This window comes from Caulobacter sp. DWR2-3-1b2 (assembly GCF_049896345.1).
In the GTDB taxonomy this organism is placed as follows: Bacteria; Pseudomonadota; Alphaproteobacteria; order Caulobacterales; family Caulobacteraceae; genus Caulobacter.
The window spans coordinates 22,580-36,411 of sequence record NZ_JAFCUC010000009.1; the positions used below are offsets into that span (position 1 = coordinate 22,580).

The window sequence follows — 13,832 nt, forward strand, 5'->3', positions numbered from 1 at the left end:
TCGGACGCCCGCGTGGCCCAAACCGAGGGCTTCCCAACCTTCGACATCAAGTTTCGATCGGGACGCCATCGGCCGCGGCGAGCGCCCGTAGCACAGCCAGGGGGCTGTCGAGTTGGTACACGATCCCGGCGGGCTCATATCGCACTTGAACCTCACCATGAAGTTGCCCGGCCAGGGCGCCGAGCAGACGCGTGCCAAAGCCTCGTCGGGTGGGCTCGATGACCACCGGTCCGCCGCTTTCCGTCCATCTCAGGCTGAAGAGCTGGGCGTGCTCATCGACCACGGACGTGATCTCAATGCGCCCCGTTGCGTTGGACAAGGCGCCATATTTGACCGCGTTCGTGCAGAGTTCGTTGAGGATCAAGGTGAGAGGCAGGACCGACGTGGGGCCGATTTCGACAAGCGTGGATCGGACCACAAAGCGCGGATGTTCCCTATTCTCGAAGGGTTCGACGGCCGAAGCGACGAGGTCGATCAATTTCGCTCCGGCTTCGTTAGCCTGGAGCATCAGATCCTGGGCTCGGCCCATCGCGGTCAGGCGGCTGGCGATGGCTTCGCCAGCCTCGTCCAGATTTCCCGCCGACCGCAAGCTTTGCGAGGTGATCGCCATGACCGTCGCCAGCATGTTCTTCATGCGGTGGTGCAATTCCTCAAACAGGAGGCGCTGCAGGCGCCTTGCGCCCTCCTGTTCGGTGGCGTCGATTCCGGCCGCCGCCACGAGGCGCGCTGAATCGCGTTTCGCGACCCGCAGCAATCCCCGCAGGTCGGAATTCTCCAACTCGAGCAGATCTCTGTTGGAGGTGTTTGTGATCTCCCGCATCGCGACGATCACAACGAGCCCGTCGGTGGATTGATACGGACTTAAGCTGATCTCCACCCGAATTTCAGTACCGTCCTTGCGTCGCGCGGCGAGGTCCAATCCCGCGCCCATCATCCGCGGACTCGGATCCCGCACGAACCGATCCATATGGCCCGAATGCAGGCTTCTGTAGCGATCCGGTACAAACACGTTCGCCGATTTGCCAAGGAGCTCACTGGAGCCGTAGCCCAACAGGGCTTCGACCCGACCATTGGCGAAGTTGATACGGCCAGCCTGGTCTACGACGACCACCGCATCCGGGTTGGACTCTGAGAACTCGCGATAGACACGCTGCGTCATGCGCGGCACAACAGGGCTTTAATGGGATTGGCAGCTAACTTGTGGCGCACGCGCGCGGCGTCCGACAAACAGCAGTCCAAGCGCCACGGGACGCTATCTTGGCATCGCCTGCCGTCACTCAGTGAAGCCGAACAGGTCAACCCGGGCACATCCTTACCTGGACTACACGCGTCCTCGTTCCACCCTGGCGCGTTATTCGATAAGTCTCGCCATCCTGAGTTCAGCCCGTGCGTTGCGCCAAGACGACCGACGGCGCCTCGCGTCAAGCCTCAGGCGCCGGCAATCGCTAAATCTTGGCCTGTCTGGAAGACGTTTGCGACGCATGGGCTTGTCGACGTCCAACAAGGGTAGCGGCGCCACGCCGATCGCCAGCCCGATCATCGGTTCCGACCACTCAAGCAAGTGGGCGCCGAGATAGACCCAGGACAGACCTATCGCGGCGCCCCTCGAAGCCGCCAATCGCTTACGAAGGCCATCAGGTCTAACCGTGAGCCTTTTTTCGCGCGGTCGCCAAAAGCTCCGCCGCCTGCGCCTTGCGCCCACGATCGGCCACCTCGCGCCCCGGACGGGCCGGCGCGTTGAGCGCCCGCTGCAAGGCGACCTCGGCGCCGACGTAGTCGCCCTGACGAATCAGGAAGTCGCCATAGAAGAAGTTGGAATCCACGCCGCTCGGATTGGCGGCCAGGGCCTTGGTCAGATAGGCGCGCGCCTTGCCCGCGTCGCCGAACCCGATCGGGAAGCCTGGCACTTGGGCATAGAGCGATCCCAAGCTGGTGTAGACCGAGCCGTCGCCCAGGGCGGCGGGATTGATCCTTTCAGCCCGCTCCAGCATGCCCCGCGCGCTCTTGGCCAGAGCCAGGCCGCCCATGCCGCCCTTGGCTCCAGCCTCGGTGGCCGTGGAGATCGCCTCCCAGACCAACGGCTCGGCGCGATTGGGATACTGCTTGGCCAGAGCGTCGGCGTCGGCCGCCAGCTTGGCTGCTTCAGTCGCTTGGGCCGACTTGTCGCGCACCTCGTAGTTCACATGGGCCCAGGTTCGGGCCAGGCCGTTGATGCGGCCGTCGAAAGCCGGGTCGGCGGCCAGAACAGGCGCGCCGACGAGCGAAACGGCCGCGATCACGGCCAACATGGAAAGTTTCATGGTCGAGGCTCCGAAAGATCAGTGGGAAAACAGCCGCGCGGCCTTGCGGTCGTTGGCCGAAAGGGCGTTGTCGACGAGGCGTGGGAAGAGGGCGTTGATCCGGACGAACAGGCTTTCGGGAAAGCCGAAATAGACGTCACGCTTGCGGCCCCGGATGGCCTCGACGATACGCGCGGCGATCTGCTCGGGCGGGTCCATGTTCATCTGGGTGAGCTTGGCGAACTCCATGACCGCGGGCGAGTTGAGCGCGGTCTTGACGGCGCGGGGCGCCACGTAGGTCACGTCGATCCCCGTACCCGAGAGCTCGCGGCGCAGCGCCTGACTGAAGCCGCGCAAGCCGGCCTTGGCGCTGGAATAGGTGACGAAGTGGGCGAAGTTGATCGAGCCGAAGATCGAGCCGACATTGACGATCTGTCCGCCCCCCGCCGCCTTCATCCTCGGCAACGCGGCCTGGGCCAGCCGCACCGGCGCGATCAGATTGACCAGGTAACTGGCCATCAGGTGCTCGGGCGTCTGGCGTTCGAACGGCCCAAAATGCTGAATTCCCGCCAGGTTGATGACGATGTCCCAGTCGCTGCGCGCCACCGCCGCGGCGGCGGCCTCGATCCCCTCGGGGGTCGAGATGTCGTGCTTGAGGAAGGCCACGCCATTGACGGGTTCGGCGCGATCCAGCACCACGACCTTCGCCCCCTCCGCCCTGAGCTGTGATGAGATCAGCGATCCCAAACCGCCGGCGCCGCCGGTCAGCAGAATGGTTTTGTCTCTAAACATAGACCACCCGATCATGAGGGATTGAGCGGAAGACGTCGGCGAAGCGGTCGAAGATCGCCTTGGCGACCTCGATGATCGCGGCCTGGTCGTCGGGGTCGGTTACCTCGTCCATCAACTTCTGGAAGAAAACGAGGTGCTCCATGTCCAGCGAGCCATGCGAGGTCAGGTAGCTGAAGCACTCCGGCCCCAGGTTCAGGTTCTTGGCCACCGCCTCAGCGCCCTGGGTCGCCAGGCGCACGCTGGTCCCCTCCAGCACGAAGACCATGCCGAAGAAGCCCATCGGGTTGACCTTGGCGATGTAGTCGTAGGCGAAGGCGACCATGCGACGGGTCGCCTCGCGGGGCTCGCCCAGCCGCACCGCCTCGGGATCGCCGCCGCAATGGCGAATGTCGTTGAGGATCCAGGCTTCGTGCCCCGTCTCCTCGGCGATGTATTCGTCGAGCGCATGGCGGAAACGGTCGCGGGCGTCATCCAACCCGGCCCGCGCCGCCTGCATCAGCGGCACGGTGTGCTTCACGTGGTGATAGGCCTCGGTCAGATAGGCGACATAGGTCTCGCGCGAGATGCGGCCGGTCAGACCGTCCTGGATCTGCGGCACGCTGGCCAGGGTCTGCTGACCCTCGGCGGTTTCGGCGACCAGTCTCTGGAAGAACATCAAGTCGGGCTCCTATTACGAGGCTTGGATGAAGTCGCTGTGACGCGACAGCAGGACCGCCCGACGCGGGCGGCCATTGTTGGTGAGTTCGCCGGCGGCCAGATTGAACGGTGCACGGATCTGCCAGCGCTTGATCTGGGCGTAGTCGGGCAAGGCCTGGTTAACGCGGGCCACCGCCCTGGCGATGGCCGCCTCGTCCATGTCCGGCAGCAGCGGCACGATCAGCGCGCCGAGCGCGGCCTGGGCCTCGCCGAACACCACCGCCTGGCGAATCTCGGGTTGGGCCAGCAGTTCGCTCTCGACCCATTCGGGCGCGACGTTGCGACCGAAGGCGGTGATGATGGTGTTACTGCGACGCCCCTCGATGCGCAGGAAGCCGTCGGCGTCCATGCCGCCCAGGTCCCCGGTGCGGACTTCGCCGGTGTTTAGCGCGCCGCCGGCGTAGCCGAGGAAGGGATGCGGCCCGACAACGATCTCGCCATCCGGGGCGATCTCGACTGTGAGGTGCGACAGGGGCCGCCCCACGGCGCCGGCCTTGCGGGCGGCGGGCGTGTTCAGCGCCACGACCGAAGCGCATTCGCTGAGGCCGTAGCCTTCGTAAACCGGCAGACCCAGGGCGTCGGCCTGGCTCAGCAGTTGCGACGACACCTTGGCCCCGCCGACCGCCACCAGGTTCAGCTGTGGAAAGCGCGCGCCGGAGAAGGTCATCACCATCAGCAGGGCCCGCAGCAGTTCAGGCACGACGATCAGGCTGGTCGCTTCCTCGGCGGCGATGGCGCCGGCCAGGGCCGGCAGATCGGGCCGGAATGGATTGTCCAGGCCCAACATCGCCGCCGGCAGCACATGGTAGCGCCCGCCGGCCAGCAGGGTCGTGTAGAGGCCCGCCACGTTCTCCAGCAGGATCGACAGCGGCAGCAGCGGCAGGTGACGTCCGGCATAGTCAGCGCCAATCGCCTCGACCAGCGAGCCGGCCACCATCTCCATCTGGGCTTGCGACAAACAGACGCCCTTCGGTTGGCCCGTCGAGCCGGAGGTGTAGGTGATCTTGGCCGTGCCCGTCGGCAAGGGAACCTGGGCCGTGCGACGCGGCTTCACGTCGATCGGCGCGCCCGCCACGACCATCTGGCCGCCCGCCTCGGCCGCCTCGATCAGCAGGGTCGCGCCGGCGTCGGCCAAGGCGTGATCGCGCTGGGCCAGGGTGAAGAACCCCGGCAGCGGCAGGCTGGGCCAACCCAGGCGGATCAAGGCCAGGTCCAGAATCACCCAGGCCGGCCCGTTGGCTAGCTGGATGGCGACCGGCGCGCCGGGGCGTACCAGCGGCGCGAAGGCGAACAAGGCCGTGGCCGCGTGGCGCACCGCCTCGCCCAGCTGGGCGTAGGTCCAGGTCGCCGATGGCGTGCTCAGCGCGATCGCATCGGGCGAGGCGCAAGCGTGGGCGTCGATCGCCCGCAGGACGCTGCTCATCGGCCGATCTCCGCGCAGGCCGGATGGAGGCGAGGCCGGATGTCTTGGATCTCGACGGGCTCGGCGACCAGCATCTGGCTCAGGGGCCGCAAGGCCGGACCGATCGCGCCGGCCAGCAGCTCCGGATCGCGCTCGTAATAGGCGCCCCACTCGGTGGCGGCCTCGCCCAGGCGGGAGGGCTCGGCGCGGGTCAGGACCTGGGTCTCGAAGCCGACACGGCCAAAACTGCGGCGCAGTTGGCGCGTGGCCGTGGCCACGGCGTGGGTGCAGCCGTGCTGATCGAGGTGGCGGGCCAGGGCCAGGAACAGGAACATCGAGGCGCCGACGCTGCCCGAGCCCAGATTGCCGATCTCGGCGACCCCGCAACGCGTCACCGGCTGGGCCAGCTTGCGGGTGATCGCGGCCTCGACGGGTTCGTCCAGATATTGCTCCAGGAACAGCGGTTCGGCAGCCGCAAACCGGAAGCCGACCGCGGCGTGGATACGCCCCTCGCCATCCTGGACGCTCATCAGCGTGGGATAGTGTCGGCTGATCACGCCATTGAACGCCGTGGCGTAGGCGGCCTCGAGATAGGCCTCCACGCGCAGCCGCTCGGGCCGCATCAGGTGATGGATCGAGATCACCTTCGGCGTCAGGCCGGTGAAGCGCCGCATGCGCGATTCGTCGAACCGCAAGCTGCCGCGCAGGGCGCCGTCGTCGATCATCATCACTTCCAACAAGGCCGGTCTCCACGTCCTGGCGGGCGTCGCGACGCCCTTCGATGAGCCATGACGACGTGCTGTCCAAACCGCCTCAAAGGGATTGCGATTGCGCCAGGAGGCGGCATCGGAAAGACTGGAGCGGTCGTCGGACTCCCGCCGACGCGCCGCGACCCCGGCCGGAGCTTGGATCGAGTCCTTGGACGACAGCGACGTCCATCCCCTGCTCGCCTGCTACCTCGAACGGCGGGAAGAGCTGGTGCGCTACTTTGGTGTACGGCTGCGGTCCGAGGAAGCCGCCCAGGACCTGGTGCAGGACATCTATCTGAAGATCACACCGCCGCCGGCCGCGCCGGTCGACAATCCCGCCGCCTATCTCTACCGGCTGGGCACGAACCTGATGCTGGACCGGATCAAGGTCCAACGACGAGCGGGCCAGCGCGACGCCCAGTGGCGCGGCGCGGGCGGTCCCAGCGCCACGGACTGGGAGACTGCCGACGAGCCCCGCGCCGACGACGCCCTGGCCGCCCGCCAGCGCCTGGCCCAGATTGTCGCGGTCGTGAACGGCCTGCCGCCCGCCGTGCAGGAGGCGTTCCGCCTGCACAAGCTGGAAGGCCTCAACCACGCCGAGACGGCGGCGGCCATGGGCGTATCGCGCTCCAGCGTCGAGAAGTACATCATGACCAGCCTCAAGCGCATCCTCGCCAAGGTCGGCCGATGATGTCCGGAAACCTTCTGAAGAAAGTTTGGAGGCGCCTGGGCGTTTGTGGCGTCATTGGGGCGAGCAACGAGGCTTGGGCCTCAGGGAATGGTGAGCACCGATGAGCGGCGCGGACGACATGACGGCGACCAACGCCCTGCGCGACGACGCCGTAGCGTGGCTGGTTCGCGTCCAGTCGGATCAGGCCGGCGCCGACGACTGGGCCGCGTTGACCGCCTGGTTGGAAGCCTCGGACGACCATCTCGTGGCCTTCGAACAGGTCGAAGCGGTCGCGGCGGAATTGTCCGAGCGCGCATACGAGATTTCTCCGGCCCTGAAGCCGGCGACGTCGCGGATCGTTCCTCTGCGGCGCCGCGCCGCCCTGCCCGTCTGGTCCGCTGCGGCGGCCGCCGCCGTGATCGCCCTCGTCGTCGGCCCGATGGCCTGGCGCGGTTATCAGGGGACGCCGACGGTCTACCAGACCCGCCCGGGCGAGACCCGCGAAGTGGCCTTGGCCGACGGCACCCACATCCGCATGGACGCCGCCTCGACCCTGACCGTCCGCCTCGGCTGGCGCGCGCGGCGCGTCGAGATGGCCGAGGCCCAAGCGACCTTCGACGTCGCCAAGGACCCCGGCCGCGCCTTCCTGATCTCGGTGGGCGACCAGCAGGTACGGGTCGTCGGCACCGAATTCAACATCCGCCACTACGACAAGTCCGTTCGGGTGACCGTGCGTCGTGGGATCGTCGAGGTGCGCCAGGCCGCCCTGGGCCAAACGCCCGTCGCGCGCCTGGTGGCCGGCCAGAGTTTGAGCCATGTCGAAGGCGCGCCGAGATCGGTCCAAACCGCGACCGACCCCAACCCCGCCTTCGCCTGGACGGAAGGCCGGATGGTCTGCGACGACGAGACCCTGGGCGACATGATCGCCTATCTGAACCGCCGCTATCCCGTGCCGATCAAGATTTCGCCCGCCCTCGCCGGCAAACGCTTCTCGGGCGTCCTGGAGCTGGGCGACGAGAATCTCGTGATCAAACGCCTCGCCAGCTACTTTTCGCTGTCCGTGCATCGCACCGACAGCACAATCGAACTACGGTAGCGCCGTCCTGAACATCGGAGGGTGTTTCGTTGCGAGCTGACGCATGGCGGCGCTGGGCGCTGGCTTCCAGCTTCGCGTGCGTGGCCGGATGGAGCAGCTATGCTTCGGCGGCCCAGCCCCGCTTGGCGTTCGACATCCCCGGCAAGCCCTTGAACGCCGCCCTGGTCGATTTCGCCATCCAGGCGAAGATCTCGATCAGCACGCAGGCCGCCGCCGGTTGCGCCCCGACCAGCCAGCCGCTTCGGGGTCGCTTCACCCTCCACGCCGGATTGACCAAGCTGCTGGCGGGAACCAACTGCGGCTTTCGGCTGATCGACGCTGGCGCCGTCGAGATCGTCCGCCTGCCACCCGCCAAGCCCGTCGCTCGAAAGGCCCTCCAAAGCGCGTCCGATCCTGCCACCTCACTCGGCGAGCTGGTCGTGGTGGCGACACGCCGCCTAACCCCCGCCGATCGCCTCGCCTACGCCGTCAGCGCGGTCGAGAGCTCGGCGATCATGGGGCAAGCCCTACGCGACGCCAACGACCTGGCGCTGGCCGTTCCGGCCATGACGGTCACCAATCTGGGTCCAGGGCGCGACAAGATCATGCTGCGGGGTTTGTCGGACGGACCGCTGACCGGCCGCACCCAGTCGATGGTCGGGCTCTATCTCGACGACACCCGGCTGACCTACAACGCCCCCGACCCCGACCTGCTGCTGATCGACATGGCCCAGGTCGAGGTCCTGCGCGGGCCGCAGGGCGCGCTCTATGGATCGGGGTCCCTGGGCGGCGTCCTGCACCTGGTCAGCGAGCAACCCCACGCGGATCGCTTCGAGGCCTGGGTCGCGACCAACCTCGGCGCCACGCACGGCGGCGACGCCTCCGACGGCCTGTCCGGCATGGTCAACCTGCCAATCCTCAACGGTCGCGGCGCGGTCCGCGTTGTGCTCTATCGCGATCAGCAGGGCGGCTATATCGACGACGCCGGGCTCGGCCTGAAGAACGTCAACCGCACGCTTCGCTCTGGGGGGCGGGTGAATGTGAAAGTCGACCTGGGCGACGGCTGGACCCTCACGGGCGGCGGCGGCGCCCAATTCATCAACTCGGACGACACTCAGTACGGGCTGGCGACCGAAGCGCCCTATACGCGTCGCAACCACGTGCGCGAGCCGCACGACAACGACTTCGCCGAGGCGCACCTGAATCTGAAGGGCCAGATCGGCGCCGTCCAGGCGCGTTGGACGATCTCGGCGGTCGATCACGACATCACCAGTCGCTATGACGCCACCGCCGCGCCGCCCATCTCCCCGGCTCCCGGCCCCGCGGCCTATGACGACGACGATCGCACCCACAGCCTGGTCACTGAGGGCTCGCTCGCGGCGGCCGATGACGCCCGCTTGCAATGGCTGGTCGGCGCCTTCCTGGCCCGCACTCAGCAGGACATCGATCTAGCGCTGACGCGTCTTGCCGACCTACCGGCCGAGGCCTTCGCGGAAAAGCGACGTGACACGCTTGACGAGGCGGCGCTCTACGGCGAGGCGACCTTGCCCATCGGCCGATCCCTGAGCGTGACGCTCGGCGGTCGGGTTTTCACCTCCAAGACCCGCGTGAACAGCCAAAGCACGGCCCTGACCGGAACGATCGCGCCGTTCTCGGGCAGCTTGGACCAGTCCGGATTCGCGCCCAAGGTAGTGCTATCCTATGCCCTTTCACCAAGCGCCTTGATCTATGTGCAAGCGACCGAGGGCTACCGAGCAGCCGGGTTCAACACGACCGGGCCGTCCGGCCAGGTCTTCTCCGCCAGCGGCCAGGCCGAGCCACGCCGCCTTTATGACAGCGACGAACTCTGGAACCTGGAGGCCGGCGGCAAGGTTTCCCTGCTCAACGGCCGCCTGCGCCTGCGGGCAACGGTCTTTCAGGCCAGTTGGAAGGACATCCAGAGCGACGAGTTGCTGCCCTCGGGCCTGCCCTACACCGCCAACATCGGCGACGGGCGCAACCTGGGTCTGGAGTTCGAAGGCGCCTACCGCGTGGCCGGACTGCGGTTGAACGCCAACCTGCTCTTCAACGCCCCCGAACTGGAGAAGGCCAACCCCGCCTTCCCCGCGCGTAAAGACGTCAGCTTGGCCGGCGTGCCCCATTCCGCCGGGGGGGTGACGGGCCACTATGACTGGTCGCTGGGTTCGGACCTGACCTTGGAGCTGGACGGTCGTTACGCCTATGTCGGCCATTCCCACCTGACGTTCGACGCGACGACCGCGCCCTTGATGGGCGGTTACGCGACCGGCCGCCTGGCCGTCGGTCTCGCCACCCGGCGCTGGCGAACGACCCTGGCCTTGGACAACCCGACCGACACGCGCGGCGACACCTTCGCCTATGGCAATCCGTTTTCTCTGCGATCGACCGATCAGATCACCCCGCTCCGCCCTCGCACCGTCTCTCTCAGCGTCCGCGTCGCCTATTAAGGCGCCAAGGTCGCGGCATTCATCAAGGAACGCCGCCATGCCCAGATCCTATCGCCACGCTGAAGCCCATCTGGTCTCTCGGATTGGATGGCTGCGCGCCGCCGTGTTGGGCGCCAACGACGGCTTGGTCTCCACCGCCAGCCTGATCGTCGGCGTCGCGGCCGCCTCGGCCAAGCCGAGCGAGGTGCTGGTCGCCGGCGCCGCCGCGCTGGCGGCGGGCGCCATGTCGATGGCGGCAGGGGAATATGTCTCGGTCAGCTCGCAAGCCGACACCGAAAAAGCCGACATCGCGCGCGAGACCCAGGAGCTGAAAAACGACGGCGAAGCCGAGCACGCCGAGCTGGCTCAAATCTACGTTGAACGCGGTCTTGAACCCGGGACGGCCAGGATCGTCGCCCAGCAATTGATGGCCAAGGACGCACTGGACGCTCACGCCCGCGATGAACTGGGCATCTCGTTGGCGACGGCGGCCCGCCCGGTGCAGGCCGCCCTCGCCTCGGCGGCGAGCTTCACGGTCGGCGCGGCCGCGCCTCTGATCGTCGTTGCGGTGGCGCCGGTGCCGATGATGGCGCCTGGCGTTGTGATGGTGACCCTAGCTTGCCTGGTGCTGCTCGGCGTGGCCGGCGCCAAAGCTGGCGGCGCGCCGCCTTGGCGCGCGGCGGCGCGGGTCACCTTCTGGGGAGCCCTCGCCATGATCGTGACGGCGGGTATCGGCCGGCTGGTCGGCACGGTCATCTAATGTGAGGGCGGCGCTTGGCGCCGCCCGCCGCAGCCGGTCCATCAAGTCGCCCAGCGTTTCGCAGCGGGCCAGGTCGCTGTCGGGCAAGACAGCGCCGCATTGGTCCTCCAAGGCGGCCACGAGGCCCAGGAATTCGTAGGCTGAGACATCGAGTTGGTCGAGCAAGTGCGATCGACCTAAGCGCCTCGGCATTTGACCGAGCGATCGGTTCGGCAAGGCCAGCAGAGCCGTTTCAGAAGCAGGATCGAAGAAAAGAGCCATGGTGACGTCCTCCTCCCGCAAGGACGACGGGCTTTCGCGCCTCCCTCGAAGGGTTCGTATGATCGCGACATTTTCCAAGTCCCGCGCGCTGAACTCACCTCAGAACTCGTCCCGCCAAGGTCGCGCGTGCTGCCGCAAGCAAACGGTCCGATGTCAAGAATGGCCCAGGTTCGGACGATTGGTTGAGGACCGAACACGCCGGCAGCATAGCGTTCGCAAAGGCGCGTCAAGGCTCGTGGCGCCAGGAGTCAAATTCGCCAATTGAAAGGGTCGCTTGTAGCGCTGGCGCGCACCCGCGGCACACCCTGCCTTACGATGCGCCCAATTGTCTGACGGCTACCGCTTGGGTGGAAGGGGTCGCCTCAGCCTCGCTGCGCAACGCCGAGCTCACACCAGCCCAACGGCTTGGGGGCCTTCGGGATATAGAACGCCTGATGGGTCTCGATCACGAACCCCGCCGCGATGATCGCCCCGCCGACCGGACGGGTCAGGCGGCAGCCGCCGGCCAGCGGCGTCCAGAACGGTTCGATGCGCCTCTGCCAGGCCACGACCTCCGGGTCGGGCGCCAGGCCATGCTCACAGAAGATAAATCGGCCGCCGGGCTTCAGAACCCGCCGCGCCTCGGCCAGCACGGCCCCTGGCGTATGAACCGAACACAGGGTGAAGGTGCAGACGACAGTGTCGAAGATTTGGTCATCAAACAGCAGTTGCTCGGCCGCCCCCGCCAGGACCTCGACCTTGAGGCCTTTGGGACGCGGCGCCGCCAGGGCCCGATCCCTCAGGCCCTCCGACGGATCAACCCCGGTGACGCTGCTAACCAGCATCGGATCATAAAAGGCCAGGTTCAGTCCGCCCCCGATCCCCAGTTCCAGAACCCGCCCTTGCGCCTGGGGAACGACCTTGGCGCGCAGCTTGGCTATCGCCCTCGCCCCGCAAGCGCAGCCAATAAGGCGCGGTAGGATATGGCGATCATAGAAGGACATCATGGCCGCTGCTCACCCTGCCGTTCCACTACTTTTAGGAGCGCCCTGGCCAGGGTCAAGGCCCCGTCGTCGACGATCCTGTAGGCGATCTCCGCATCGCGAAGGCGCGTCAGATGTTGCGACAGCGCCGATCGAGGGAGCGGCAGGTGGGCCTGCGGATCGCTGACCCGCAAGGCTCCGTCGCCTAGAGCCCGGAGAATTCGCAAGCGATGGATATTGGCCAACGCCCGCAGGATGTCGTCCGGCGGCGCCGGTTCATTGACCATGCAGCATCGCGTTGAGGCGGTAGGTCGAGACCGTAACGTCACCGCGTGCGGCGACCAGTGCGCTTGCGGCCGCCAGGGCCTCGCGTTGGGCGTCGAGAAGATCCAAGATAGGCTTTTGGCCGACCCGCACCTCGTTGCGCACGCTGTCCAGCGCGCTGGTCGCGGCTACGGCCTGGTCGGTGGCGGCGAGCATCACCGCGCGCGCGGTGGCGACATCGCCCCAGGCGCCGATCACCGTTTCGCGAACCTGGGCCCGCGCCGCATCGAGACGCGCCCGGGCGCCGCGAAGCTCCGCGCCGGCCTCCTCGATACGCCCGCTCGCCGCGCCCCCCGAAAACAGGGTCCAGCGCCCCTGGACGCCGACCGTCACGCCATCCGCGCTGTATCCGGGAAAGAACTGGTCGCGCGCCGTGCTGGCGGTGGCGGTGAGGGCCAAGCTCGGCAGACGCTCGGCCTTGGCATAGCGAACGCCGGCCCCAGCCGCGCGCTCGGTCGCCTGGGCGGCCAGCAGCATCGGGCTGGATTGGGAGGCCGTTGCGATCGCCTCATCGAGCGATGCGGGCGCCGCGGGAGGCGTGACCACCGTCTCCAAGTCGTCCGGCTCCGCCCCGACGACGGAGACGAAGTGGGCCCGACTGCGGGCCAGTTGACCCTCGGCCCGAGCCAGACCCGAGCGGCTCTCCGCCTGCCGGGCGGTGGCTTGGTCAAGGTCGGTGCGAGGAATTTCGCCGCCGTTGAAGCGTAACTTGGCTTGGCTTGTGATCGTCTCCATCTGCAGGACCTGGCTATGGCTCAGGACCAGCATGTCTTGAGCGCCGAGAACCCCGAGATAGGCCGCGGCCACGTCGGCGCTCAGCAGGGCCGTCGCGCCGCCGACCTGGGCCTGAGCCACGGCCCTGCCCTCCCCGGCTCGGGCGATGGCGGCGCTGACGCCGCCGCCTGAGAACAGCGGCTGGCGCAGTTGCAGCGAGGCCGCGCGGGGCGACACATCGCTCTGACCAAAGCCGAAGAAGCCGCCAAGGTCCGTCGTCCCGCTGGCGCTTTCGGCCGACAGGGTCAGACTGGGGAGGCGACCGGCGCGGGCCTGGGCCAAGCGCGCCGAGGCCGCCTCCGACTGGGCCTGGACCTGGGCCAAGCCAGGATTGGAGCGTCGCGCCAGGGCGATAGCCTCGGACAGGGTCATGGCCGCAGCGCCCTGAGACGCGGCGACGCAGGCCAGCAAGGTTAGGGCGAGCACGGCGCGCATCGGGCTCACCGGAACGCGACGCCCGGCTTGACGCCGAGCTTCTTGAACACCATCGCGGCGGGGCAAAAGCCAGTGAAGGCGGCCTGCATCATGTTGAGGCCAGCAAAGATCGGAAGGGCGATCCACCAGGGATGAACGAAGTGGGCCAAGGCGACGCCCACCAGAACGACCAAGCCGGCGAAGGCCAGAACCATACGGTCGATCGTCAT

The 13,832-nt window shown here is 67.5% G+C and carries 14 protein-coding genes; 4 read left to right on the top strand and 10 right to left on the bottom strand.

Going from position 1 to position 13,832, the window contains the following annotated elements; genetic code table 11:
* Positions 1-46: 46 nt before the first annotated feature.
* The 6 genes from ACP694_RS18830 to ACP694_RS18855 form a co-directional block, all read right to left on the bottom strand.
* Positions 47-1,159, bottom strand: coding sequence for a sensor histidine kinase (locus ACP694_RS18830; RefSeq protein WP_426015009.1), 1,113 nt, complete (start codon positions 1,157-1,159; stop codon positions 47-49).
* A 481-nt stretch (positions 1,160-1,640) separates the two neighbouring features.
* Complete coding sequence (locus tag ACP694_RS18835) at positions 1,641-2,300, bottom strand: tetratricopeptide repeat protein (protein ID WP_426015011.1); 660 nt, start codon at positions 2,298-2,300, stop codon at positions 1,641-1,643.
* 18 nt (positions 2,301-2,318) lie between these two features.
* Positions 2,319-3,071: an SDR family NAD(P)-dependent oxidoreductase gene (locus tag ACP694_RS18840; RefSeq protein WP_426015014.1), complete on the bottom strand. Its 753-nt coding sequence runs from the start codon at positions 3,069-3,071 to the stop codon at positions 2,319-2,321.
* Positions 3,064-3,726, bottom strand: coding sequence for a TenA family transcriptional regulator (locus tag ACP694_RS18845; RefSeq protein WP_426015015.1), 663 nt, complete (start codon positions 3,724-3,726; stop codon positions 3,064-3,066). The genes ACP694_RS18840 and ACP694_RS18845 overlap by 8 nt, the downstream gene beginning before the upstream one ends.
* A gap of 15 nt (positions 3,727-3,741) precedes the next feature.
* On the bottom strand, positions 3,742-5,190 hold the full coding sequence (locus tag ACP694_RS18850) for an AMP-binding protein (protein ID WP_426015016.1): 1,449 nt from the start codon (positions 5,188-5,190) through the stop codon (positions 3,742-3,744).
* On the bottom strand, positions 5,187-5,900 hold the full coding sequence (locus ACP694_RS18855; protein ID WP_426015103.1) for a thermostable hemolysin: 714 nt from the start codon (positions 5,898-5,900) through the stop codon (positions 5,187-5,189). Before ACP694_RS18855 ends, ACP694_RS18850 begins: the two co-directional genes overlap by 4 nt.
* A gap of 187 nt (positions 5,901-6,087) precedes the next feature.
* On the opposite strand from ACP694_RS18855, the gene ACP694_RS18860 reads away from it, so the two are divergent.
* The 4 genes from ACP694_RS18860 to ACP694_RS18875 all read left to right on the top strand — a co-directional run bounded on the left by ACP694_RS18860 (position 6,088) and on the right by ACP694_RS18875 (position 10,867).
* Positions 6,088-6,609, top strand: a complete 522-nt coding sequence (locus tag ACP694_RS18860) for an RNA polymerase sigma factor (RefSeq protein ID WP_426015018.1) — start codon at positions 6,088-6,090, stop codon at positions 6,607-6,609.
* 100 nt (positions 6,610-6,709) lie between these two features.
* Entirely contained in the window at positions 6,710-7,684 is a 975-nt protein-coding gene (locus tag ACP694_RS18865) for a FecR family protein (RefSeq protein WP_426015020.1), read from the top strand.
* A gap of 29 nt (positions 7,685-7,713) precedes the next feature.
* Positions 7,714-10,128 (top strand): TonB-dependent receptor, encoded by a 2,415-nt coding sequence (locus ACP694_RS18870; RefSeq protein WP_426015022.1) that lies wholly within the window; start codon positions 7,714-7,716, stop codon positions 10,126-10,128.
* Between the two features lie 37 nt (positions 10,129-10,165).
* Positions 10,166-10,867 carry a VIT1/CCC1 transporter family protein gene (locus ACP694_RS18875; protein ID WP_426015024.1) on the top strand — a complete coding sequence of 234 codons (702 nt, stop codon included), beginning with the start codon at positions 10,166-10,168 and terminating at the stop codon, positions 10,865-10,867.
* Between the two features lie 623 nt (positions 10,868-11,490).
* On the opposite strand, the gene ACP694_RS18880 is transcribed toward ACP694_RS18875, so the two are convergent.
* From ACP694_RS18880 to ACP694_RS18895, 4 genes are read right to left on the bottom strand one after another with little or no spacing between them, the layout of a single operon-like run.
* A complete protein-coding gene (locus tag ACP694_RS18880; RefSeq protein WP_426015026.1) occupies positions 11,491-12,114 on the bottom strand; it encodes a class I SAM-dependent methyltransferase in 624 nt (207 codons plus the stop codon).
* Positions 12,111-12,377 (bottom strand): ArsR/SmtB family transcription factor, encoded by a 267-nt coding sequence (locus ACP694_RS18885; RefSeq protein WP_426015028.1) that lies wholly within the window; start codon positions 12,375-12,377, stop codon positions 12,111-12,113. The genes ACP694_RS18880 and ACP694_RS18885 overlap by 4 nt, the downstream gene beginning before the upstream one ends.
* Positions 12,367-13,623: a TolC family outer membrane protein gene (locus tag ACP694_RS18890; RefSeq protein WP_426015030.1), complete on the bottom strand. Its 1,257-nt coding sequence runs from the start codon at positions 13,621-13,623 to the stop codon at positions 12,367-12,369. The genes ACP694_RS18885 and ACP694_RS18890 overlap by 11 nt, the downstream gene beginning before the upstream one ends.
* Before the next feature lie 5 nt (positions 13,624-13,628).
* Positions 13,629-13,832, bottom strand: a complete 204-nt coding sequence (locus tag ACP694_RS18895; protein ID WP_426015031.1) for a YgaP family membrane protein — start codon at positions 13,830-13,832, stop codon at positions 13,629-13,631.